Here is a 20,127-nt window from a genome sequence, read left to right as displayed (position 1 = left end):
ACCATTCTCGTGCATGCCCGTCGCATACTTGACGCCTCTCGTAAGGCTCCTTAACTTTGTCGGCCCGCCGGTCCCTCCGGGTGCGGCGTGTTCCCGTGGCGTCAGGAGTCCCCATGTCCGGCAGCCCGCCACCCACGGGTGGTTTCGTCCGTCGCGTCGGCCTGTTGCAGGCCACGGCGATCAACATGAGCCAGATGTGCGGCATCGGGCCGTTCGTGACGATCCCGCTGATGGTCGCCGCGTTCGGCGGCCCCCAGGCGGTCACCGGATTCGTCGCGGGCGCGGTCCTGGCGCTGTGCGACGGGCTGGTCTGGGCGGAGCTGGGCGCGTCGATGCCCGGCTCCGGCGGCAGTTACGTCTATCTGCGCCAAGCCTTCCAGTACCGCACCGGCCGCCTCCTGCCGTTCCTGTTCGTGTGGACGGCGATGCTGTTCATCCCGCTGATCCTGTCCACGGGCGTGGTCGGCTTCGTGCAGTACCTGGGCTATCTCGCCCCCGGCCTCGGACGGACCGCCGGCGATCTGACCGGCCTCGGCGTCATCGCCCTGGTGGTCGTGCTGCTCTGGCGCGGCATCGAGCACATCGCCCGTATCACCCTCGCCATGTGGGCCGTGATGATCACCTCCGTGCTCCTGGTGATCGCCGCCGCCGCGACCGGCTTCAGCCCGCACCGCGCCTTCACCTACCCGGCCCACGCCTTCGACCTGACGAGCGGTCACTTCTGGCCGGGCTTCGCCGCGGGCCTGACCATCGGCGTCTACGACTACCTCGGCTACAACACCACCGCCTACCTGGGCGCCGAGATCAAGGATCCCGGCCGCACCCTGCCGCGCTCCATCGTCCTGTCGATCCTCGGCATCATGGCCATCTACCTGCTGCTCCAGATCGGCACCCTCGGCGTCGTCGACTGGCACCGGATGACCGACCCCCACGACATCGCCTCCACCTCGGTCGCCTCCGCGGTGCTGGCGCGGACGTGGGGCCGGGGCGCCGCCGACACGGTGACCGTGCTCATCCTGATCACCGCGTTCGCGTCCGTGTTCACCGGGCTGCTGGGCGGCTCGCGGGTGCCCTGCGACGCCGCCCGCGACGGGGTGTTCTTCCGGCCGTACGCGCGGCTGCACCCCCGGCACCGTTTCCCGGCGCTCGGACTCGCGACGATGGGGGTGATCACCGCCGTCGGCTTCCTGATCGGCCGTCACACCGACCTGCTGACGCTGATCCAGCTGCTCACCACCGTGATGGTCATCGTCCAGGCGCTCGCCCAGATCGTCGCGCTGAGCGTCCTGCGCCGCCGGCAGCCGGACCTGCGCCGCCCGTACCGCATGTGGCTGTATCCGCTGCCGGCCGTCATCGCCTTCACCGGCTGGTGCGTGATCTACGGATACGCCGACCACAACTCCCCGGGCCGCCGCCCCGTCGAGTGGTCGCTGTCCTGGCTAGCGCTCGGCTGCGCGGCCTTCCTGGTCTGGGCGTGGCGGGAGCGGGTGTGGCCGTTCGGCGCGAAGGAGATCAGCGAGGAGTACGACTCCCTGGAGGCGAGCCCCGGCTGACGTGCGCAAGGCCGGTCCGCCCGGGCGGACCGGCCCCGCTCGCCCCGCCGCTTGCGCTACGGCCTGGGCCCGCTCCTCGCCGCCGTACCGGCGCAGACCAGTCCGAGGACGAGGGCAAGGGCGCCGATGGCGATGTTGTTGACGATCACGCCCGCGTCCGGTGCGCGGCCCACGATCCACGGCGCGATGATCATCCAGATGCCCATGGCGCACATGGCCCAGCTCAGGCCGTACATCCGCTCGGGGGCCCGGGTGAATCCCAGCGCCAGCAGCCCTATCGCGATACCCATGATCAGGTTGTGGGTCGCGAGTGCGGGCTGGTTCGCCGTGTAGTGCAGGATCCACGGGGAGGCGGCGCAGTACAGGCCGAGCAGGAACACCGGCCCGTCCACGAGCGCCACATCACGACCGTCGAGCATGCGGGCGTAGCGCGCCCGCATCTCGGGGACGTCGGGGTGGCTCCTCATGTCACCCCGGTGCGAGACGTTCGCCATGATTCGTCTCCTTCGACTCTGCGGCCAGACCGGCGTCTGGCGCGGTGTGCGGTAAGCGCCACAGAGTCCAGTTTGCACTTATTCAGCCTTTATGTGTAGTGATGGCCGGTCCTGTGCATGCCCTCTCCGGTCTGCTGCTCCATACTGCTGCGCAAACGATGCAGGCCCCGGCGCGCGTAACTCTTGACCGTGCCCAGCGGCCACCCGGTCCGCTCCGCGATCTGGGTCTGGGTGAGGTCCTCGTAGTAGGCGAGGCGCAGGACGTGCTGCTGGGGCGCGGGCAGCCGGGCCAGTTCGTGACCCACGAGTACGCGGTCGAGGGCTGCTTCGGGCCGCTCGGCGGCGCACTCGTCCGGTGGCAGGGCCGCGCCCGCCGCCGCGACCAGCTCGCCGCGGCGCGTCCGGGCGGAGAGGGCGTCGGCGATCTTGCGGCGGGTGATGCCGACGATCCATCCGCCCACCGTCCCCCGCTCCGGCCGGAAGCCGGCGCGGCCCCGCCAGACACCGAGAAACACCTGCTGGGTGACGTCTTCGGCCTCCATGGCGTCGCCCAGCGTGCGCCACGCCAGCGAGTGCACCAGCCCCGCCCAACGGCGGTGGACGGCGGCGAGACATGCTTCGTCACCCGCCACCAGACCCCGTGCCAGTTCCTCGTCGGTGAGCGGCTCCCGGGCGGGCGGCAGCGACGGCGGGCCGGCGGGCCGGGCGGCCGGGGCGGGGGCACAGGGCGCGACCGCGGTCGAATACGGGCTCATGGCGACGGCTCCTTCGCGTCGGACGGAACGGCCGAAGCGGCCGGGCCGTCCCTGCGGACCGGTGTGCTCCGGGGTGGGCTCCGGGCGTTCATCGTGTGAGTCCGCGGACCGGCCGGACAACTTGCATCGGTTCTGCGTCGTCTGGCGGACGTATGGTCGTCGTATGGATGCGACCGACCCTGCGGGGATGCCGGAGGTACCGGGGACGCCGGGGAGCGGCCGGGCGGGTTCCGCCGGGGCCGCGGAGCCGGGGCTGACCACCGGCGCGCTGGCCCGACGACTGGGCGTCTCGCCCACCACGCTGCGTTCCTGGGACCGCCGTTACGGCATGGGCCCCGCCGCCCGCGCCGACGGCCGGCACCGCCGATGGTCGGCGCGGGACGTGACCATGCTGGAGACGATGTGCCGGCTCACCGCGTCCGGGGTGCCGCCCGCCGACGCGGCCCGGGCCGCGAAGGAGCGGGCCCACCCGGCAGCCCCCCGCCCCCCGGCCGACGGCGCGCCCGCCCCGGCACCGCCGGCCGTACCCGCCGCACCGGCCGCTCCCGCGGCGCCCGCCACCGGCGCGCCGTCTCCCGGTGGCGCCCGGCAGGAGGGCCGCGGGCTGGCCCGGGCCGCCGTCCGGCTCGACGCGGCGGCCGTCGGGGAGCGGCTGGAGGCCGCCGTGGACCGGTACGGCGTGGTGGCCGCCTGGCAGGACGTGATGCTGCCGACGCTGCACGCGGTGGGCCGCCGATGGGAGTCGTCGGGGGACCGGTACGTCGAGGTGGAGCACCTGCTGTCCTGGCACGTGTCCACCACCCTGCGCCGCCACACCCGGCAGCCCCTGGCGGCGGCCGGCCCCACGGGCGCGGGACCCGTGCTGCTGGCCTGCGTCCCCGGCGAGCAGCACACCCTTCCGCTGGAGGCGCTCAACGCGGCACTGAGCCGGCTCGGCGTCGCCACCCGCATGTTCGGTGCCGCGGTGCCGGCGGACGCGCTCGTCGCTGCGGTACGGCGTCTGGGCCCGGCCGCCGTGGTGCTGTGGGCGCAGGCCCGTTCCACCGCGAGCCTGCCGCTCGCCGAGCACGTGGCCGCGATGGAATGGGGCGTCAAGGGCGCCCGCGCACAGCCCCTGGTGGTGCTCGGCGGCCCCGGCTGGGCGGGCCGCCCCGCCCCCGGCATGCTCCGCCCGGCCACCCTCACCGAGGCCCTCACCCCCCTGGTCACCGCCTACGGCGCACCCCCGCCGGACCAACCCGTCTGACCGGCCGCCGGCGCCCCGCCCACCTCGCCCCGCCGGCGCCCACCGCCGGCAGGACCGCTCCGCCTCAGTCGCCGTCGGTGTCGCGGTCGCGGGCCTGGCGGAAGCGGGAGAGGCCCTCGGCGAGGCCGATGACCGGGTCCGGGTAGTCGCCGGTGCGCGCCCGGTCCGCACCGCCCAGCTTCCACGGCTCGTGCACCGCCGCCCCGGCGATCTCTCGCAGCTCCGGCACCCAGCGCCGTACGTACGCGCCGTCGGGGTCGTGCCGCCTGGCCTGGGCGAGGGGGTTGAGCACCCGGTTCGGGCGGGTGTCGGTGCCGGTGCCCGCGACCCACTGCCAGTTCAGCTGGTTGTTGGCCAGGTCCCCGTCGACCAGCAGCCGCAGGAAGTGCCGGGCGCCGACGCGCCAGTCGACGTACAGCGTCTTGGCGAGGAAGCTCGCCGTGAGCAGGCGGGCGCGGTTGTGCATCCACCCCTCGTGCAGCAGCTGGCGCATTCCCGCGTCGACCACCGGATAGCCGGTACGGCCCTGGCGCCACGCCTCGATGTCCTCCCACGCCGTCCGCTCCGACCGCCAGTGGTCGTGCTTGGTGCGGTAGTCGGCGCCGGCCGCGGCGGGCCGCGCCGCCAGCAGCTGGCGGTGGAAGTCCCGCCAGGCGATCTGCCGTACGAACGCCTCCCCGCCCGGCCCGCCCGCCAGGCGCGCCCGCCGCACCACCTCGACGGGGGACAGGGTGCCGAAGTGCAGGTGCGGGGAGAGCCGGGAGGTCGCGTCGCCGGCCAGGTCGTCGTGCCGGTCCTCGTAGGCGGCGACGCCGGAACGCAGCCAGGCGGCGAGCCGCTTCCTGCCCGCCGTCTCGCCTCCCTCGGCCAGCCCCGGCGACAGCCCGGACAGCGCGGCCCGGGACGGCAGTTCCTCGGACCCGATGCCCGGCGGGACGCGGACCGCGCGCGGCGCGTCGCGCACGTCCCGCACGGCTTGCGCCGACCACTGCCGGAAGTACGGCGTGAACACGGCGAAGTGGTCGGAGGAGGCCGGGGTCACCGCGCCCGGTGTCACCACGGTGGTCACCGTGTCGTGGACGTGCAGCCGCCGCCCGTCGGCCTCCAAGGCGCGCCGCAGCCGGTGTTCCCGCCGGTGGGCGTAGGCGCTCACATCGGCCGCCAGGTGCACCTCGTCGGCGTCCGCCTCCGCGGCCACCCGGCACACCTCGGCCACGACGTCACCGGAACGCACGACCAGGTGCCCGCCCCGTCGGCGCAGCCCCGCGTCCAGGTCCCGCAGGCAGTCCGCGAGGAACGCCAGCCGGTTGGGGGCGGCGAAGCCCGCGGCGTCCACCCCGGTGTCCCGCACGAACAGCGGGACGACCTGACGGGCGCCCTCCAGCGCGGCCCGCAGGGGCGGATGGTCGTACAGGCGCAGGTCGGCGGTGAACAGGACGACCGAGACGTACATGGCGCGGCTCCGGGGCGTGGGATGCGGACGCTGGGCAGTTCCGGCGCGGCGGGCGCGGCGGATGCGGTGTCAGCGGGCGGACGCGGGCGCCTGCCGGGCCGCCGCCCGCGCGATGTTGCGGGCCATCCCGCCGAAGACCACGGCGTGGAAGGGGGAGACGCTCCACCAGTAGGCGTGGCCGAGCAGGCCGTGCGGGTGGAACAGGGCCCGCTGGCGGTACCGGCTGCGGCCGGTGCCGTCGCTTTCCGCGCACATCTCCAGCCAGGCCAGCCCCGGCAGCCGCATCTCCGCCCGCAGCCGCAGCAGGTGTCCGGGTTCGATCTCCTCCACCCGCCAGAAGTCCAGCGAGTCGCCCACCCGCAGCCGCTCGGCGTCGCGCCGGCCCCGGCGCAGGCCCACCCCGCCGGCCAGCCGGTCCAGCCGGCCGCGCAGGCTCCAGGCGAGCGGGAAGGAGTACCAGCCGTTGTCCCCGCCCACGCCCTCGATCACCCGCCACAGCTCGTGGGCCGGGGCGTCCACCGCCGCCTCGCGGTGGTCGGTGTACAGGCTGCCCCCGGCCCAGTCGGGGTCGGTGGGCAGCGGATCGCTGGGCGCCCCGGGTACGGCGGCGGACGACCAGCGGGTGGTCACCCGCGCCTCGCGCACCCGGCGCAGGGCCAGCCGCACCGCCTCGTCGAAACCGAGCGGATGCCCCGGCGGGCTGGGCACGTACCGGTCGATGTCGTGCTCGTGGCAGATCACCTCGTGGCGCAGCGACTCGGTCAGCGGGCGGGCGAGGGACGCGGGGACGGGGGTGACGAGGCCCACCCAGTGGCTGGAGAGGCCGGGGGTGAGGACCGGCACGGCCACGATGAGACGCCGTGGCAGGCCCGCGACGCGCGCGTACCGCTGCATCATCTCGCGGTACGTCAGGATGTCCGGCCCGCCGATGTCGAAGGTGCGGTTGACGTCGTCCGGCAGGCCCGCGCTGCCGGCCAGCAGCCGCAGCACGTCGCGTACGGCGACGGGCTGGATCCGGGTGTGCACCCAGCTGGGCGTGATCATCACCGGCAGCCGTTCGGTGAGGTAGCGCAGCATCTCGAAGGAGGCCGATCCGGAGCCGATGATGACGGCGGCGCGCAGCACGGCCGTCGGCACGCCCGAGGCCAGCAGGATGCGGCCGACCTCCGCCCGGGATCTCAGGTGCGGGGAGAGCCGGTCCTCGGGCACCCCGGCCGGTGCGAGCCCGCCGAGGTACACGATGCGGCGCACACCGGCCGCCTTCGCCTGCTCACCGAAGACGCGGGCGGCGCGGCGGTCGGTCTCCTCGAAGCCGCTGCCGCTGCCCAGCGCGTGCACCAGGTAGTAGGCCACGTCGACGTCCCGCATCGCCTCGGCGACGGAGGCGGCGTCGGTCACGTCGCCCCGCACCACCTCCGCCTCGCCCGCCCACGGATGGTCGCGCAGTTTGCCGGGGGAGCGGGCCAGGCAGCGCACCCGGTGCCCGGCGGCGAGCAGTTCGGGCACGAGCCGGCCGCCGATGTAGCCCGTGGCTCCCGTCACCAGGCAGCGGAGCCCGCCCGCCGGGTCGTCGTGGTTCATCGCTTCCAGGTCCTCCGTGTCGGTGACCCCCCGGAACATGCCTTCCCGCCGGGCCGCGTCCGCGGATGCGTGTCCTTCTATAAGCTGATCACGTGGTGACAGCGGACGACCGGGAGCGACGCGCCGGACCGCCGCGGGATCCGGCGCCGGACCCGCGGTCCTCCGCCGTGCACCGGCGGCGGACGGACGGCGCGGCCGACCGGCCGGTGCCCGCGTCCGCCGGGGCCCACGGGCCGCACGCCACCGACGTCCGAGCGCTGACGGCCGTGCGGGACGCCGCGGAGCCGGCGACGCCGGGCCGTCCCCGCGTAGGTCCGGTCCCGACCTCGGTGGTCACCGCCTGTCCGGACCGGCCGGAACGGGCCGGCCGCGTCAGCCCGGTCCGGGACAGCGCCGGCCGCGTCAGCCCGGTCCGGGACAGCGCCGGACGACGTGTGGTCCATCCGCAGTACGCCGACGCCGCCCCAGCGGCGGCCCGCGGCCGTTTCCGGCCGCTCGCGGAGGCGACGGAGGGGGCCCGGTCGAGCTTCGGCCGGGACGAGCGGTCCGCGGCGCCGCGTTCCCTGACCGCGCCCGACGAGGAACTCTCCCGCATACGCTGACCCCCCGGAACGGGCGGCATCCGCCGGTCCGCCGGGGGCGGTCCCGCATCCGTCGACTCCTCGGGACCGGAAGCAGCAGGTGTCCGCCGTGGGATCACGGCACCCCCATGACCCGGTGACCGGGACAGCCGGTCACCGGGATGTCCGCCTCCGTTCCCAGCCAGGAGAGAGATGGCCGCCCCTTCCCTCCGTACCGCCCGCCTGCTCATCCCCTTCGCCCTCCTCGCCGCCTGGCTGGCCGTCGGCGGCTTCCTGGGGCCGTTCGCCGGGCGCCTCGGCGAGGTCTCCACCAACGACCAGGCCGCCTTCCTGCCGCGCAGCGCCGAATCCACCCGGGTCCTCACCGAACAGCGGGCCTTCCGGCAGCGGGAGACGCTGCCCGTGATCGTCGTGTGGACCGCCGACGGGGGCGGCTCCGTACGCCGGCAGCAGCCCGCCGCCACCACCGCTCTCGCCTCGCTCACCCGGACGCCGGGCGTGGCCGGCCGGACCTCACCGGCCCTGCCCGCCGAGGACGGCAGGGCCCTGCAAGGGGTCGTTCCGCTGCGGCCGGACCTGGGGGGCCGGCTCCCAGCGGCGCTCGACCGGATCCGCGCCGCCGCGGACCGCGTGCCGGGCACGACCGCGCAGCTGGCGGGACCCGCCGCGACCCAGGCGGATCTGGGCGACGCCTTCGCCGGGATCGACGGACTGCTCCTGGGCGTCGCGCTCGCCGCGGTCCTGGTCATCCTGCTGCTCGTCTACCGCAGCGTGCTGCTGCCGTTCCTCGTCATCCTGAGCGCCGTCCTCGCCCTCGGGCTGGCCTGCGCGCTCGTCTACGCCCTGGCCGACCACGGGACGGTCCGCGTCGACGGGCAGGTGCAGGGCATCCTGTCCATCCTGGTGATCGGCGCGGCCACCGACTACGCCCTCCTGTTCAGCGCCCGCTACCGCGAGGAACTCACCCGGCACGCCGACCGGTTCACGGCCGCCCGGGCGGCGCTGCGCCGGTCCTGGGGGCCCATCACCGCCAGCGCGGCCACCGTCGCCCTCGGTCTGCTCGCCCTCCTGCTCAGCGACCTGACGAACAACCGGTCGCTCGGACCGGTCGGCGCCCTCGGCATCGGCTGCGCCCTGCTCAGCACCCTCACCTTCCTGCCGGCCGCGCTCGTCCTCCTGGGCCGCAGCGCCTACTGGCCCACCCGGCCCCGGGCCACCGACGGCACGGACGGTGCCCACGGACTGTGGCAGCGCGTCGCCGGTGTCGTCGACCGCTCACCGCGCACGGTGTGGGCGAGCTGCCTCGTCGCCCTGCTGGTCTGCGCCGCCTTCGCCCCCACGCTCGCCTCCAGGGGCGTTCCGCTGTCCGAGACCTTCGTCGACGACGCGCCGTCCGTCGCCGCCCAGGACACCCTCGACCGGCACTTCCCCGGCGGCTCCGGCAACCCGGCCGTGGTCATCGCCGATGCGGCGCGGCTCCCACGGGTCCTCGCCGCCGCCCGGCACACCGAGGGCGTCGCCTCCGCCGCCGCCGTGAGCGCCTCCGGCCGGCCCGGCGCCCAGCCGCTGGTGGCCGGTGGCCGCGCCCGGGCCGACGTCACCCTGCGCTCGGCCGCGGACAGTGACGACGCCAGGGACACGATCGCCCGGCTGCGCGGCTCCGTGCGGGCCGTCCCGGGCGCCCACGCCGTGGTCGGCGGCTACACCGCGCAGCGGTACGACACCCTGCGGACCGCCGAGCGCGACCGGACCCTGATCGTCCCCGTCGTACTGGCCGTCATCCTCGTGATCCTGGCCGGGCTGCTGCGTTCCCTGCTGATGCCCGTGCTGCTCGTGGCGACGGTCGCGGTCAACTTCCTGGCCACGCTCGGGGTCTCCGCCCTGGTCTTCCGCCATGTGTTCGGCTTCAGCGGCACGGACCCCTCCGTGCCGCTGTACGGGTTCGTGTTCCTCGTGGCCCTCGGCGTCGACTACAACATCTTCCTCATGTCCCGGGTGCGCGAGGAGTCGCTGCGCCACGGGGTGCGGCAGGGCGTCGCGCGGGGGCTGGTGTCGACGGGCGGGGTGATCACCGCGGCCGGCGTGGTGCTGGCGGCGACCTTCGCCGCCCTCGGTGTCATCCCGCTGGCCTTCCTCGCCCAGATCGCGTTCATCGTCGCCTTCGGAGTCCTGCTCGACACCCTGGTGGTGCGCTCCCTGCTGGTGCCCGCCCTCGTGCGGGACATCGGCCGCCTCGCCTGGTGGCCGGGTCGGCTGAGCCGGCGCGCCGACGTGCGGGAGGCGCCGAGGACGCCGAGGACGGCGGACGAAGTACGGTGACATGCCCGCGCTGATCCGGGGCAACAGAAGCGGTACAACATGTACATACCGTTCGGGTCAGCGACGCAGGAGGTGGCCGCCGTGATGAGTGCCAAGGTGCTGGAGCGTTTCCCCGCAGGGTCTCCGCGGGGATCGTGGCCGGCAGAGGAATACGCGGCGGCCCGGCGTGCCGAGGGCGAACCCGCCACCGTGGTGATGGACCTGAAGTCGGACGCCTTCCTCGTCGTGCTCGACGGACAGGAGGACGACGGCCGCGCCTGACGCGCGGCCGTCGCGCCCGGGCCGGCCCCGCCCCGGCCCGTGGGCCGGACCCGGGCCGGTGCGCGGCGGGGCGGACGCGTCCGTGGTCGGCAGCCACGACGAGGTCGCGGAACGCGTCGAGGAGTACGACGCCCGCGGCATCGAGGAGTCCGTCCTCTTTCGGCTACCCGCACCTGGAGTGGACGGAGCGCGGTGAGCCCCTCGCCGACCGGGAAACCCGCCACGAGCAGGCCCCGGCGGAGGGTCCGCGTCTTCGCCGGCCGGTCCCACCGGGGGCCTCGCCCGCATCAGCCGGCCCTGCCGACGGGTGTCCGAGCCGGTGGGCGCCCGACTGGCGGATGCGTGGTGCGGGCCATGCGGGAGATTCTTCCAGGCGTTTTTCCGTGGCCGCGGCGCGCGGTGCCGGTCCGCGGCCCCGCCGTTCGTGTAGGGGTGACACAGAGCCCGTCACGGGCCCGACGCCTTGGAGGACGGCATGAAGCACTACCTGCTCAGCGTGGTCCAGCCGGCCGGCGGCACACCGCCCGGCCCCGAGGCCCTCACCGGGATCGTGCACAACGTCGAAGCCTTCAACGACGAACTGCGCGCGGCCGGTGCCTGGGTCTTCGCGGGCGGTCTGCACGGCCCGGAGACCGCGACCGTGCTGCGCCCCGGGAACGGTGACGTGCTCGTCACCGACGGCCCCTATGCCGAGGGCGGGGAGTACCTGGGCGGACTGTGCCTCATCAAGGCCGCCGACCTGGACGAGGCCCTGGAGTGGGGCCGCAAGGCCGCCCTGGCGACCACCCTGCCCATCGAGGTACGGGCCTTCGTGGACCAGCACTGAGAGCGCGATACCTCCGGCACCGCGGCCCGCCCGCTCAGGGTGGGGTGCGGGCACGGCCACGCACGCACCCGAGCGCCCGCGCGGACCATCCCGGCCACCCCCGGCACACGTGTGCGAAACTCCGCCGATGATCACCGACTCAGCCACCGCGGACGCCTCCGGCGACTTCGTCCTGGGCGACCTGCCCGTCCACCGCATCGGCCTGGGCGCCATGCGGCTCACGGGCAGCGCCCCCTTCCATCTCGGCACGCCCAGCGACCGTGATCGCTCGACAGCCGTACTGCGCAGGGCCGTCGAACTCGGCGTGAACCACATCGACAGCGCCGCCTTCTACTTCTCCGCCCTGCGTTCCGCGAACGAACTCATCAACACCGCCCTCGCCCCGTACGCCGACGGGCTGGTCATCGCCACCAAGGTGGGCCCCTACCGCGATCAGCGGGGCGCATGGGGCGCCTCCGCCCGGCCCGACGAGCTGCGCGGGCACGTCGAGGAGAACCTGCGCCAGCTCGGCCGCGACCACCTCGACCTCGTGTACCTCCGCCGCACGCAGCAGGACTCCATAGCCGAGCACTTCGGTGCCCTCGCCGAGCTGCGCGAGGCCGGCCTGATCCGCCACCTCGGCATCTCCGCCGTCGCACCCCGGCACCTGAGCGAGGCGCTGGAGATCGCGCCCGTGGCCGCCGTACAGAACCGGTACTGCGTCGACGCCCCCGGTCCGGAGGGCGACGCACTGCTGCGGTCGTGCGGTGAGCGGGGCATCGCCTTCGTCCCCTTCTACGCCGTCGCCGGCCAGGGCGGCGAGCGCGGCGCCGCCGAGGCCCGCCAGGACGAGGAGCTGCTCGCCGTGGCCCGGGCGCACGGAGCGAGCCCCGCCCAGGTCCGCATCGCCTGGACCCTGCACCAGGGCCCGCACGTCCTCGCCGTCCCCGGCACCGGCGACCCCGGCCATCTGGAGGAGAACGTCGCCGCGGGCGCCCTCCGGCTGACCGGCGAGGAGCTGTCCCGGCTCGACGCCCTGCGCGCACCGGGCCGCTGACGGCCGGCGCGGCACCGTACCGGGCCACTCGGCGCGGCCCGCACGGGGCGGGTGCGGGCCCGCGCCGGCAGGCCGCCCCACGCCTGCCGTGACGCGCGTAGAACCGGGACTGGCGTCCCCCGCGTTTTACGTATAACCTCACCCGCTAACCACCCCCGCCGGAAGGTCACGATGCGCCGCCTCGCCCTGGTCACCCTCGTCGTCGACGACTACGACGAGGCCGTCCGCTTCTACACCCGAGCTCTGGGCTTCCGTCTCGCCGAGGACGCCCCGCGCCCCGACGGCTCCCGCTGGGTCGTCGTGGAACCCGGCGGTGACGGCCCCGGCACCGGACTGCTCCTGGCCCGTGCCAAGGACGGCGAGCAGCGGGCCCGGGTCGGCGACCAGACCGGCGGACGCGTCGGTTTCTTCCTGCACACCGACGACTTCGCCCGCGACCACGCCCGGATGACCGCCGCCGATGTGACCTTCCTGGAGGAGCCGCGCCACGAGCCGTACGGCACGGTCGCGGTCTTCCGGGACCTGTACGGCAACCGCTGGGACCTGCTCCAGCCCGCCGCCTGACCGTCCGGCACCCGCTGGGGCCCGCTCCAGCCGCCGCCCGGCCGTTTCCGCGCCCCCCCTGTCGAACCACCTGCCGAGGAAAGCCCTGCCATGACCGCTTCCCCTGTCGACACCGAGACCCTCCGCCGGCTGCCCAAGGCGGTCCTGCACGACCACCTCGACGGCGGCCTGCGCCCCGCCACCGTCGTCGAACTCGCGGCGGCGGTCGGCCACACCCTGCCCACCACCGACCCGGACGAGCTGGCGGCCTGGTACTTCGAAGCCGCCAACTCCGGCGACCTGGTCCGCTACATAGCCACCTTCGAGCACACCCTCGCCGTCATGCAGACCCGTGAGGGCCTGCTGCGCACCGCCGAGGAGTACGTCCTCGACCTGGCCGCCGACGGTGTCGTCTACGCCGAGGTCCGCTACGCGCCCGAGCTGAACGTCAACGGCGGCCTGACGCTGCCCGAGGTCGTGGAGACGGTGCAGGAGGGCCTGGCCGCCGGGATGGCCAAGGCCGCCGCGGCCGGCACGCCGGTCCGCGTCGGCACGCTGCTGTGCGGCATGCGGATGTTCGACCGCGTCCGTGAGGCCGCCGACCTGGCCGTCGCCTACCGCGACGCCGGTGTCGTCGGCTTCGACATCGCCGGCGCCGAGGACGGCTTCCCGCCCGCCGACCACCTCGCCGCCTTCGAGCACCTGCGCCGCGAGAGCGTGCCCTTCACCATCCACGCCGGTGAGGCGCACGGCCTGCCCAGCATCCACCAGGCGCTCCAGGTATGCGGCGCCCAGCGCATCGGCCACGGCGTGCGCCTCACCGAGGACATCGTGGACGGCAAGCTCGGCCGCCTCGCCTCCTGGGTCCGCGACCGCCGGATCGCCCTGGAGATGTGCCCCACCTCCAACCTCCAGACCGGCTGCGCCACCTCGATCGCCGAGCACCCGATCACGGTCCTGAAGGACCTGGGCTTCCGGGTCACCCTGAACACGGACAACCGGCTGGTCTCGGGTACGACGATGACCCGCGAGATGGCCCTGCTGGTCGAGCAGGCGGGCTGGAGCGTCGAGGACCTGCGCACCGTCACGGTGAACGCCCTCAAGAGCGCGTTCATCCCCTACGACGAGCGCAAGGCCCTCATCGAGGACGTGGTCCTGCCGGGCTACGCCGCCGCGCTCTGAAGCAGCCCCCTGAGGTAGGCGGCCTGTCCGACGTGCTGGAGATCGTCGGACAGGACGCTCACCAGACGGGTCCCCAGCGTGACCGGGGGGTCCCAGCGCTCGTCCACGACCCGTTCCAGGTCCCTGGCGGCCACCGAACGCAGGGCGGCGAGGGTCTGCCCGTGGACGGCGTCGTAGTAGCCGGTGAGCAGCCCGGCCGACTCCACCCGTACCTTCGCGACCTCGGCGGGGCTGTGCCCGTAACCGGTGTCGTGCCGGGGCAGACGGAGGCCGAACCGCTTCTCCCAGTCCTGGGAGAGCCACACCTGGTCGAGTCCGAAGGCGTCGGCGACGTGGTCGTCCTGCACCCGGGTCAGGTGCCAGACGAGCCAGCCGACGGTGTTGGCGTCCGGGGCCGGCCGGTGGTGGAGCCCGTCCGGTCCGAGACCGTCGAGGACGGCATGGACTTCTTCCTGGATGCGGCCGTAGCCGTCGATGAGGATGTCCTTGGCATGCATACCGTCCACCCTCGCGCACGACCGCCGTCCGCGCGTGCCGATTCCCGCCTCCGCGGCCGCCCGGTCAGCCCGCCCAGCCGGTCGACCGCTCAGCCCGGCCGGGGCTCGTCCCGGGGGCACACGCCAGGGCGCCCCTCTCCAGGAGGGTGACCAGGGCGCGGGCGGCGGGACTGGTGGCACCCTCCGGCGGCAGCAGGGCGATGGTCTCGTACCGGGTGTCGCCCACGCCCTTCAGCGGCAGCGCGGCGAGCGCCGGCCGCTTGTGCCGGAAGTGCCGGGGGACGACGGCGACCCCGAGGTTCTCGTCCACCAGGTCCAGCAGGCTGTGCACGTCGTTGACCTCCAGTGCGACCGTGCGCCGGACCCCGGCCGCGGCGAACGCGGTGTCGGTGGTGCGGCGCGGTCCCCAGTCGGGGTGGAAGTCGACGAAGACCTCCCCGGCGAGGTCGTCGGGGCCCAGCACCCCGGCCGAGCCGAGCCGGTGGCCGGGATGGCACAGCACGGTCATCGGCTCACTGGTCAGGGACACCGAACGCAGCTGGTCGGTGTCGGCCTGGGTGCGGTAGGCGAAGGCCAGGTCGAGCCGTCCGGCCGCGACCTCCTCGGCCAGCGCGCCCGAGCCGGCCTGCCGCAGCCGGATCTCCACGTCGGGGTGCCGGCCCCGGAAGGCGGCGAGCAGCCCGGCCACGTGCACCCCGGCGATGCACTGCTCGGTGCCTAGCGCCAGCGTGCCGCGCAGCACGCCCTGCACCGCCGCCACCGCCTCGTGCGCGGAGCGCACCTGCGCCAGGATCCGCTCGGCCTCCGCCAGCAGCGCGCGCCCGGCCTCCGTCAGGGTCACCCGGCGGGTGGTGCGCAGGAACAGCGGCACCCGCAGCTCCCGCTCCAGCGCCCTGATCGACGCCGACAGACCCGACTGGGACACCATCAGGCGTTCGGCGGCCCGGGTGAAGTGCTGGTCCTCGGCGACCGCGACGAAGTGCCGGAGATGGCGCAGTTCCATGATTGAGCACCCTAACCGCTGAATCCCATCGGATTCTTCTGTTGGACCGCTTCCCCGGGCCCGGGGAAGAGTGGGAGCCGGTAGATCGTGTGCCAACCCCTCTGGAGTCGCGTTGTACACCGCACACCCCGACCGTTACGCCGACATGCCCTACCGGCGCACCGGGCGCAGCGGCCTGAAGCTTCCCGCGCTGTCGCTCGGTCTGTGGCACAACTTCGGGCCCGACCGTCCCGTGGAGACGCAGCGCGCCATCCTGCGCCGCGCCTTCGACCTCGGCGTCACCCACTTCGACCTGGCCAACAACTACGGCCCGCCGCCCGGCGCCGCGGAGTCCGCGCTCGGCGAGGCCCTCAGGGCGGACTTCGCGCCGTACCGCGACGAGCTGGTGATCTCCACGAAGGCCGGCTACCTGATGTGGCCCGGCCCGTACGGCGAGTGGGGCTCGCGCAAGTACGTGCTGTCCTCGCTGGACCAGAGCCTGACCCGCCTGGGCCTGGATCACGTCGACATCTTCTACTCGCACCGCCCCGACCCGGACACTCCGCTGGAAGAGACGATGGGCGCCCTGCACACGGCGGTGCAGCAGGGCAAGGCGCTCTACGTCGGCATCTCCAACTACTCCGCCGAACAGACCCGCGAGGCCGCCCGCATCCTGGCCGGTCTGGGCACCCCGCTCCTCATCCACCAGCCGCGCTACTCCATGCTCGACCGGCGCCCCGAGGACGAGGGCCTGCTCGACGCCCTGGACGAGATCCAGGCCGGCTCCATCGCGTACTCCCCGCTGGAGCAGGGCCTGCTCACCGGCCGCTACCTCGACGGCATCCCCGAGGACTCACGGGCCGCGAGCGACAGCCCCTTCCTGAACTCCGACGCGGTCACCGAGGACCTCGTCGCCCGGCTGCGCGCGCTGGACGAGATCGCCACCTCCCGCGGACAGACTTTGGCGCAGCTGGCCCTGGCCTGGGTGCTGCGCGGCGGCCGGGTCACCTCCGCGCTGGTCGGCGCGAGCAGTCCGCGGCAGCTGGAGGACAGCGTCGGCGCCATCCGGAACCTGGACTTCGACGCGGAGGAACTGGCGCGGATCGACGCGATCGTCCGGCCGTAGCGAGCCGTAGCGAGCCGTAGCGAGCCGTAGCGAGCCGTGGCGAGGCCGGGGGAGGGCCGCGGCGACGGCCGAAGCGCTCGCGCAACGCGGAAGCGGTCGCGCAAGGCGCCGCTGTTCGCCTTCCCGGCGGACCGGCCCCGGCCAGCGGTCCGCCGTGCGCGGCCCGCACCCACCGCATGCCGGCCCGCACGACGGCCCGCACCGGCCCCCGGTGCGGGCCGTTTCCGTGTGCCGGCGCCGTCAGGCCGCCGCCGGCACACGGTCCAGGAACCCCAGGACCTGCCGGATGCGGCCCTCGTCGTCCAGGGTGACCACGTCGGACCCGGCCACCGGCGCCGAGCCGTCGGCCTCGTTCACCAGCTCCCAGGCGAAACGCGCGGTGTCGTGGTGGCCGTCGACCGGTCCGAGCGGGCGGAACACGTGGCCGGGGAACTGCGCGTGGGCCGCGGCGATCACGGCCGTGATCTGCTCGTGCCCGCGGACATCGGCGAGAGGGTCGGTGTAGCCGCCCTCCACGGCCCACGCGGCGGCGACGGCCTTCTCGACGGCCTCCGGCCCGGTGGCGTTCCAGGCCTCGAAGTAACGGGCGGCGGCCTCCTCGTGACGGTCGGTGCGCACGGTCATGGCAGAACATCCTCCATCGGAGTGGTCTGTGCTGGTCAGCTCCCGGATGCGGGGTTCGCCGATCCGGTGTGACCACCATGCCGCGCGACCGGGGGAGAGGTCGATTACCTCCGGGGTCATCCCGCCGCCGCTGTACAGCTCGGTTCATTCCGGCCAGAACGGGCGGTGAATATGCCAACAGACTGGCTGGAAAGGCATGGTGACACTGTTTTGGGAGTGGCGATACTCGAAGGTCAGGGGGCACTTCACCGCACAGGGAGCCGCACGGGGAGCGAGAGGCCTGACCGGCAGTCAGCGAGGCGACCGGGGAGTGAGACGTGCACGACGAGTTCCTGTGCCATGTCACGGCGTACGGCGTGTGTGACGGGCGGCGCATCGGCGTACCGCTCGGCACCTATCGGGCGCCGACGCTCGCGCTGGCGCTGTGGTGGCTGCGGGACCGGGCGTCCTGGATCGCCGAGCGGCTCGACCCGAGCCCGCAGGATCCCGCCTTCCCCGCCGGGGCGCTGGTGCCGGTCGCGGCCACGGTGGCCGACGTACCGGCCCTGCTGCGATCCTGGTGCGCCGACGACGCCCGGCAGGAGCGGGCCGCCGACGAACTGGCGGACGGGCGGCTGGTGCGGATCGCCGCGAGCGACGACACCACGGAGTACGAACTGCTCGCCGAGTCCGTCGACGCCCTGCGGATGCAGCGCGCCAGCCCGGGACTCGTCCTGCCCGTCGCCTGACACGTGTCCGCGTCTCCTCGGACACACCGTGCCCCGGGGCGCGCACGTGGGTGGATCGGTATATTTCGGTCATGACGGAGCGGCCGGTCGGCCCGACGGCGCCCGACATCGTGCTGGAGACGGACACCGGCTCCACGGTGATGAGCCCGGGCCATGACCACCACGTGGGACGCGACCCGTTGAGCGACATCGTCCTCGACCGTGCCCGGGTCCCGTGGCACAACGCCGTCCTGCGGGCCGACGACGGCCAGTGGATCCTGGCCGACGAGCACAGCACCAACGGCACGTACGCCGATGGCCACCGGGTCCGGCAGCGCGGGATCCGGCCCGGCGACGAGATCCGCTTCGGCAACCCCGCCGACGGCCCCCGGGCCCCCCTGGTCCGCCCCCAGAACCCGCCCCGGACCGCCCTTCGGCGGTGTCCCTGCCCGAGCTGACCGGCACCTTCCGCCGGCCCGCCGGCGTCCGCCCGCTGTCCGAGCGCACCATCCGCATCGGCCGGGCCCCCGACAACGACCAGGTCGTGCACGACCTGATCATCTCCCGCCGGCACGCCGAACTGCGCGCCCTCGCGGACCGCACGTACGAGATCGCCGACCTCGGCAGCCACAACGGCACCTACCTCAACGGCAAGCCCGTCACCCGCGCCCCGGTCGTTCCCGGCGGCATCATCGGCATCGGCCACTCAGCAGAACGCTCCGCAGTCCTGAGCGGTCGCGGTTCTCCTCTTTCGGAGTACAGTCCGACCCCGGCCACCGTGCGCGGTGGGGATACGCATACGGTGGACTGGCGGGCCGGGCTCGGGGTACGAGGTCTGGTGCGACACCGGCCGTACCGGGCTTTCCGAGAGAGACAGCATGACCGAGCACCTGGGCGGGGCAGTGATACCGACTGGCTTCGACGTACCTGTGGAGCCGTTGCGGCGCGCGGCCCACTACACCGGCGAGCCCGGATGCATCGCTGACGCGCGCGCGTTCGCTGCCCGGTTCCTCCAGCAGCTGCGGACCGAATGGTGCGCTCAGGCCGACAGCCGTGCGGACGGTGACCTGCTCCTGGTGGTGAGCGAGCTGGTGACCAACGCGGACCGGCACAGCAGCGGCCCCTACATCCTGGAGCTGGAGGGCACGAACAGCGAGGTGGCGGTCTCCGTGTACGACAGCAGCACCGCCCTGCCCCGCCGCTACCCCAGGGACCCGCAGCGTGTCGGACGGCACGGTCTGGAGATCGTGCACGCCCTGGCCTCGGAGGTCACCGTGGAGCGCGTACCGGTCGGCAAGCGCGTGCGAGCCCGTTTCGAACTCGTACGCTGACCCGGGCGGCGCTCCAGGTCCGCCGCCGCTCCGGGTCAGGCGCAGCCGAGCTCGCCGAGCATCCCCTGGCGCAGCCGGGCGATGATCCGCTTGATCAGCCGGGAGACGTGCATCTGGGAGCAGCCGAGCCGCTCGCCGATCTCCGCCTGGGTGGCCTCCTCGACGAACCGCAGGTGAAGGATCTGCCGGTCGCGGTCGCTCAGCTCCGCCATCAGCGGGGCGAGCGCGTGGAAGTCCTCGACGAGCCGCAGCCCCTCCTCCTCCACGCCGATGAAGTCGGCGAGTACGGCCTCGCCGTCCTCGGGGCCGTCGCCGGTGAGCGCGGCGTCCAGGGAGGCGGAGTTGTAGCCGTTGGAGGCGATCTGGGCCTCGACGACCTCGGCCGGGGAGATGTTCATCAGCGTGGCGAGTTCGGCGACCGTCGGGTCGCGGTCCAGCCGGCTGGACAGCTCCTCGCGGGCCTTGGCCAGCTCCACCCGCATTTCCTGGAGCCGGCGCGGTACGTGGACCGCCCAGGTGGTGTCACGGAAGAACCGCTTGATCTCGCCCACGATGTACGGCAGGGCGAAGGAGGTGAACTCCACCTCGCGGGACAGCTCGAACCGGTCGATGGCCTTGATCAGGCCGATCATGCCGGTCTGGACGATGTCGTCCATGTCGTCGCCGCGGCCCCGGAACCGTCCGGCGGCGAACCGCACCAGCGACATGTTCATCTCGACGAGGGTGTTGCGCGCGTACTGGTGCTCGTGCGTGCCCTCCTCCAGCTCGGCGAGCCGGCGGAAGAACTGGCGGGACAGCGTCCGTGCGTCGCGCGGGGCGACGGACCCCGGGTCCGCGATCGCAGGCAGTGATCCGCCGCCCGTGCTGTCCTGCTCGGTCCTCTCGGCGACCTCTGCCTGCGATCGGATCCCGGCGGCGGTCTTCATGGCCCTCTCCCACGAAAGTCAGGTGCGACGTCTGCCTCGGCGGCCTCCGTGTGCCGCGACCCGGTACATGAGTGTGTGCCCGCCGGGGTACCCGGCACACGGTG

At 74.0% G+C, this 20,127-nt stretch carries 20 protein-coding genes and 2 pseudogenes; 14 read left to right on the top strand and 8 right to left on the bottom strand.

Annotated elements, in window-relative coordinates:
• Positions 1-113 precede the first annotated feature (113 nt).
• On the top strand, positions 114-1,553 hold the full coding sequence (locus ACGFT1_RS01110) for an APC family permease (RefSeq protein WP_373906913.1): 1,440 nt from the start codon (positions 114-116) through the stop codon (positions 1,551-1,553).
• Positions 1,554-1,609: 56 nt separating this feature from the next.
• Here the strand turns inward: ACGFT1_RS01110 and ACGFT1_RS01105 are convergent, their stop codons facing one another.
• Together ACGFT1_RS01105 and ACGFT1_RS01100 are read right to left on the bottom strand one after the other, a co-directional pair.
• Positions 1,610-2,047 carry an SPW repeat protein gene (locus ACGFT1_RS01105; RefSeq protein ID WP_373906912.1) on the bottom strand — a complete coding sequence of 146 codons (438 nt, stop codon included), beginning with the start codon at positions 2,045-2,047 and terminating at the stop codon, positions 1,610-1,612.
• Positions 2,048-2,136: 89 nt separating this feature from the next.
• Positions 2,137-2,802, bottom strand: a complete 666-nt coding sequence (locus tag ACGFT1_RS01100; RefSeq protein ID WP_373906911.1) for a sigma-70 family RNA polymerase sigma factor — start codon at positions 2,800-2,802, stop codon at positions 2,137-2,139.
• A gap of 187 nt (positions 2,803-2,989) precedes the next feature.
• On the opposite strand from ACGFT1_RS01100, the gene ACGFT1_RS01095 reads away from it, so the two are divergent.
• The gene (locus tag ACGFT1_RS01095; RefSeq protein WP_373906910.1) at positions 2,990-4,048 is read left to right on the top strand and encodes a MerR family transcriptional regulator; all 1,059 of its coding nucleotides are present in this window, start codon (positions 2,990-2,992) and stop codon (positions 4,046-4,048) included.
• A 64-nt stretch (positions 4,049-4,112) separates the two neighbouring features.
• Here ACGFT1_RS01095 and ACGFT1_RS01090 read toward each other — a convergent pair whose 3' ends face one another.
• Together ACGFT1_RS01090 and ACGFT1_RS01085 are read right to left on the bottom strand one after the other, a co-directional pair.
• The gene (locus tag ACGFT1_RS01090; protein WP_373906909.1) at positions 4,113-5,501 is read right to left on the bottom strand and encodes a deoxyribodipyrimidine photo-lyase; all 1,389 of its coding nucleotides are present in this window, start codon (positions 5,499-5,501) and stop codon (positions 4,113-4,115) included.
• 69 nt (positions 5,502-5,570) lie between these two features.
• The gene (locus ACGFT1_RS01085; protein ID WP_373906908.1) at positions 5,571-7,082 is read right to left on the bottom strand and encodes an SDR family oxidoreductase; all 1,512 of its coding nucleotides are present in this window, start codon (positions 7,080-7,082) and stop codon (positions 5,571-5,573) included.
• A gap of 92 nt (positions 7,083-7,174) precedes the next feature.
• Here ACGFT1_RS01085 and ACGFT1_RS01080 point away from each other — a divergent pair, with 92 nt between their 5' ends.
• From ACGFT1_RS01080 to ACGFT1_RS01045, 8 genes and pseudogenes are all read left to right on the top strand, one after another.
• On the top strand, positions 7,175-7,684 hold the full coding sequence (locus ACGFT1_RS01080; protein WP_373906907.1) for a MarR family transcriptional regulator: 510 nt from the start codon (positions 7,175-7,177) through the stop codon (positions 7,682-7,684).
• Between the two features lie 171 nt (positions 7,685-7,855).
• Positions 7,856-9,982, top strand: coding sequence for an MMPL family transporter (locus ACGFT1_RS01075; RefSeq protein WP_373906906.1), 2,127 nt, complete (start codon positions 7,856-7,858; stop codon positions 9,980-9,982).
• Positions 9,983-10,066: 84 nt separating this feature from the next.
• Positions 10,067-10,243: a hypothetical protein gene (locus ACGFT1_RS01070; protein ID WP_361986535.1), complete on the top strand. Its 177-nt coding sequence runs from the start codon at positions 10,067-10,069 to the stop codon at positions 10,241-10,243.
• Between the two features lie 31 nt (positions 10,244-10,274).
• Positions 10,275-10,422: pseudogene (locus tag ACGFT1_RS01065) on the top strand (alkanesulfonate monooxygenase); the annotation flags it as partial.
• A gap of 296 nt (positions 10,423-10,718) precedes the next feature.
• Entirely contained in the window at positions 10,719-11,069 is a 351-nt protein-coding gene (locus ACGFT1_RS01060; protein WP_373906905.1) for a YciI family protein, read from the top strand.
• Between the two features lie 127 nt (positions 11,070-11,196).
• Entirely contained in the window at positions 11,197-12,105 is a 909-nt protein-coding gene (locus ACGFT1_RS01055) for an aldo/keto reductase (RefSeq protein ID WP_373906904.1), read from the top strand.
• Positions 12,106-12,276: 171 nt separating this feature from the next.
• On the top strand, positions 12,277-12,669 hold the full coding sequence (locus tag ACGFT1_RS01050; protein ID WP_373906903.1) for a VOC family protein: 393 nt from the start codon (positions 12,277-12,279) through the stop codon (positions 12,667-12,669).
• A 90-nt stretch (positions 12,670-12,759) separates the two neighbouring features.
• Positions 12,760-13,830 (top strand): adenosine deaminase, encoded by a 1,071-nt coding sequence (locus ACGFT1_RS01045; RefSeq protein WP_373906902.1) that lies wholly within the window; start codon positions 12,760-12,762, stop codon positions 13,828-13,830.
• On the opposite strand, the gene ACGFT1_RS01040 is transcribed toward ACGFT1_RS01045, so the two are convergent.
• Both ACGFT1_RS01040 and ACGFT1_RS01035 read right to left on the bottom strand, forming a co-directional pair.
• Complete coding sequence (locus ACGFT1_RS01040; protein WP_373906901.1) at positions 13,812-14,327, bottom strand: DUF664 domain-containing protein; 516 nt, start codon at positions 14,325-14,327, stop codon at positions 13,812-13,814. The genes ACGFT1_RS01045 and ACGFT1_RS01040 overlap by 19 nt on opposite strands.
• A 64-nt stretch (positions 14,328-14,391) precedes the next feature.
• Complete coding sequence (locus tag ACGFT1_RS01035) at positions 14,392-15,330, bottom strand: LysR substrate-binding domain-containing protein (RefSeq protein WP_373906900.1); 939 nt, start codon at positions 15,328-15,330, stop codon at positions 14,392-14,394.
• A 112-nt stretch (positions 15,331-15,442) separates the two neighbouring features.
• Between ACGFT1_RS01035 and mgrA the strand changes: the two genes are divergently transcribed.
• Entirely contained in the window at positions 15,443-16,435 is a 993-nt protein-coding gene (mgrA, locus tag ACGFT1_RS01030) for an L-glyceraldehyde 3-phosphate reductase (RefSeq protein ID WP_361986569.1), read from the top strand.
• Between the two features lie 240 nt (positions 16,436-16,675).
• Here mgrA and ACGFT1_RS01025 read toward each other — a convergent pair whose 3' ends face one another.
• Positions 16,676-17,059 carry a nuclear transport factor 2 family protein gene (locus ACGFT1_RS01025; RefSeq protein ID WP_373906899.1) on the bottom strand — a complete coding sequence of 128 codons (384 nt, stop codon included), beginning with the start codon at positions 17,057-17,059 and terminating at the stop codon, positions 16,676-16,678.
• Between the two features lie 317 nt (positions 17,060-17,376).
• On the opposite strand from ACGFT1_RS01025, the gene ACGFT1_RS01020 reads away from it, so the two are divergent.
• The 3 genes and pseudogenes from ACGFT1_RS01020 to ACGFT1_RS01010 all read left to right on the top strand — a co-directional run bounded on the left by ACGFT1_RS01020 (position 17,377) and on the right by ACGFT1_RS01010 (position 19,097).
• Complete coding sequence (locus tag ACGFT1_RS01020; RefSeq protein ID WP_361986572.1) at positions 17,377-17,787, top strand: hypothetical protein; 411 nt, start codon at positions 17,377-17,379, stop codon at positions 17,785-17,787.
• Positions 17,788-17,858: 71 nt separating this feature from the next.
• Positions 17,859-18,478 (top strand): annotated as a pseudogene (locus ACGFT1_RS01015) (FHA domain-containing protein); the annotation flags it as partial.
• Positions 18,479-18,644: 166 nt separating this feature from the next.
• Positions 18,645-19,097 (top strand): ATP-binding protein, encoded by a 453-nt coding sequence (locus tag ACGFT1_RS01010; protein ID WP_373906898.1) that lies wholly within the window; start codon positions 18,645-18,647, stop codon positions 19,095-19,097.
• 35 nt (positions 19,098-19,132) lie between these two features.
• On the opposite strand, the gene ACGFT1_RS01005 is transcribed toward ACGFT1_RS01010, so the two are convergent.
• On the bottom strand, positions 19,133-20,023 hold the full coding sequence (locus tag ACGFT1_RS01005; protein WP_373906897.1) for an RNA polymerase sigma factor SigF: 891 nt from the start codon (positions 20,021-20,023) through the stop codon (positions 19,133-19,135).
• Positions 20,024-20,127: the final 104 nt, after the last annotated feature.

This window comes from Streptomyces sp. Y20, from assembly GCF_043195475.1.
Taxonomy (GTDB): Bacteria; Actinomycetota; Actinomycetes; order Streptomycetales; family Streptomycetaceae; genus Streptomyces.
Note: the sequence above shows the minus strand (reverse complement) of the source record. Positions and strands in the feature narration are given on the sequence as shown.

Excerpts from the sequence above, each read along its gene's own strand:
- ACGFT1_RS01110 (WP_373906913.1), top strand. The coding sequence starts at position 114 with ATGTCCGGCAGCCCGCCACCCACGGGTGGTTTCGTCCGTCGCGTCGGC.
- ACGFT1_RS01105 (WP_373906912.1), bottom strand. The coding sequence starts at position 2,047 with ATGGCGAACGTCTCGCACCGGGGTGACATGAGGAGCCACCCCGACGTC.
- ACGFT1_RS01100 (WP_373906911.1), bottom strand. The coding sequence starts at position 2,802 with ATGAGCCCGTATTCGACCGCGGTCGCGCCCTGTGCCCCCGCCCCGGCC.
- ACGFT1_RS01095 (WP_373906910.1), top strand. The coding sequence starts at position 2,990 with ATGCCGGAGGTACCGGGGACGCCGGGGAGCGGCCGGGCGGGTTCCGCC.
- ACGFT1_RS01090 (WP_373906909.1), bottom strand. The coding sequence starts at position 5,501 with ATGTACGTCTCGGTCGTCCTGTTCACCGCCGACCTGCGCCTGTACGAC.
- ACGFT1_RS01085 (WP_373906908.1), bottom strand. The coding sequence starts at position 7,082 with ATGAACCACGACGACCCGGCGGGCGGGCTCCGCTGCCTGGTGACGGGA.
- ACGFT1_RS01075 (WP_373906906.1), top strand. The coding sequence starts at position 7,856 with ATGGCCGCCCCTTCCCTCCGTACCGCCCGCCTGCTCATCCCCTTCGCC.
- ACGFT1_RS01070 (WP_361986535.1), top strand. The coding sequence starts at position 10,067 with ATGAGTGCCAAGGTGCTGGAGCGTTTCCCCGCAGGGTCTCCGCGGGGA.
- ACGFT1_RS01060 (WP_373906905.1), top strand. The coding sequence starts at position 10,719 with ATGAAGCACTACCTGCTCAGCGTGGTCCAGCCGGCCGGCGGCACACCG.
- ACGFT1_RS01055 (WP_373906904.1), top strand. The coding sequence starts at position 11,197 with ATGATCACCGACTCAGCCACCGCGGACGCCTCCGGCGACTTCGTCCTG.
- ACGFT1_RS01050 (WP_373906903.1), top strand. The coding sequence starts at position 12,277 with ATGCGCCGCCTCGCCCTGGTCACCCTCGTCGTCGACGACTACGACGAG.
- ACGFT1_RS01045 (WP_373906902.1), top strand. The coding sequence starts at position 12,760 with ATGACCGCTTCCCCTGTCGACACCGAGACCCTCCGCCGGCTGCCCAAG.
- ACGFT1_RS01040 (WP_373906901.1), bottom strand. The coding sequence starts at position 14,327 with ATGCATGCCAAGGACATCCTCATCGACGGCTACGGCCGCATCCAGGAA.
- ACGFT1_RS01035 (WP_373906900.1), bottom strand. The coding sequence starts at position 15,330 with ATGGAACTGCGCCATCTCCGGCACTTCGTCGCGGTCGCCGAGGACCAG.
- ACGFT1_RS01025 (WP_373906899.1), bottom strand. The coding sequence starts at position 17,059 with ATGACCGTGCGCACCGACCGTCACGAGGAGGCCGCCGCCCGTTACTTC.
- ACGFT1_RS01010 (WP_373906898.1), top strand. The coding sequence starts at position 18,645 with ATGACCGAGCACCTGGGCGGGGCAGTGATACCGACTGGCTTCGACGTA.
- ACGFT1_RS01005 (WP_373906897.1), bottom strand. The coding sequence starts at position 20,023 with ATGAAGACCGCCGCCGGGATCCGATCGCAGGCAGAGGTCGCCGAGAGG.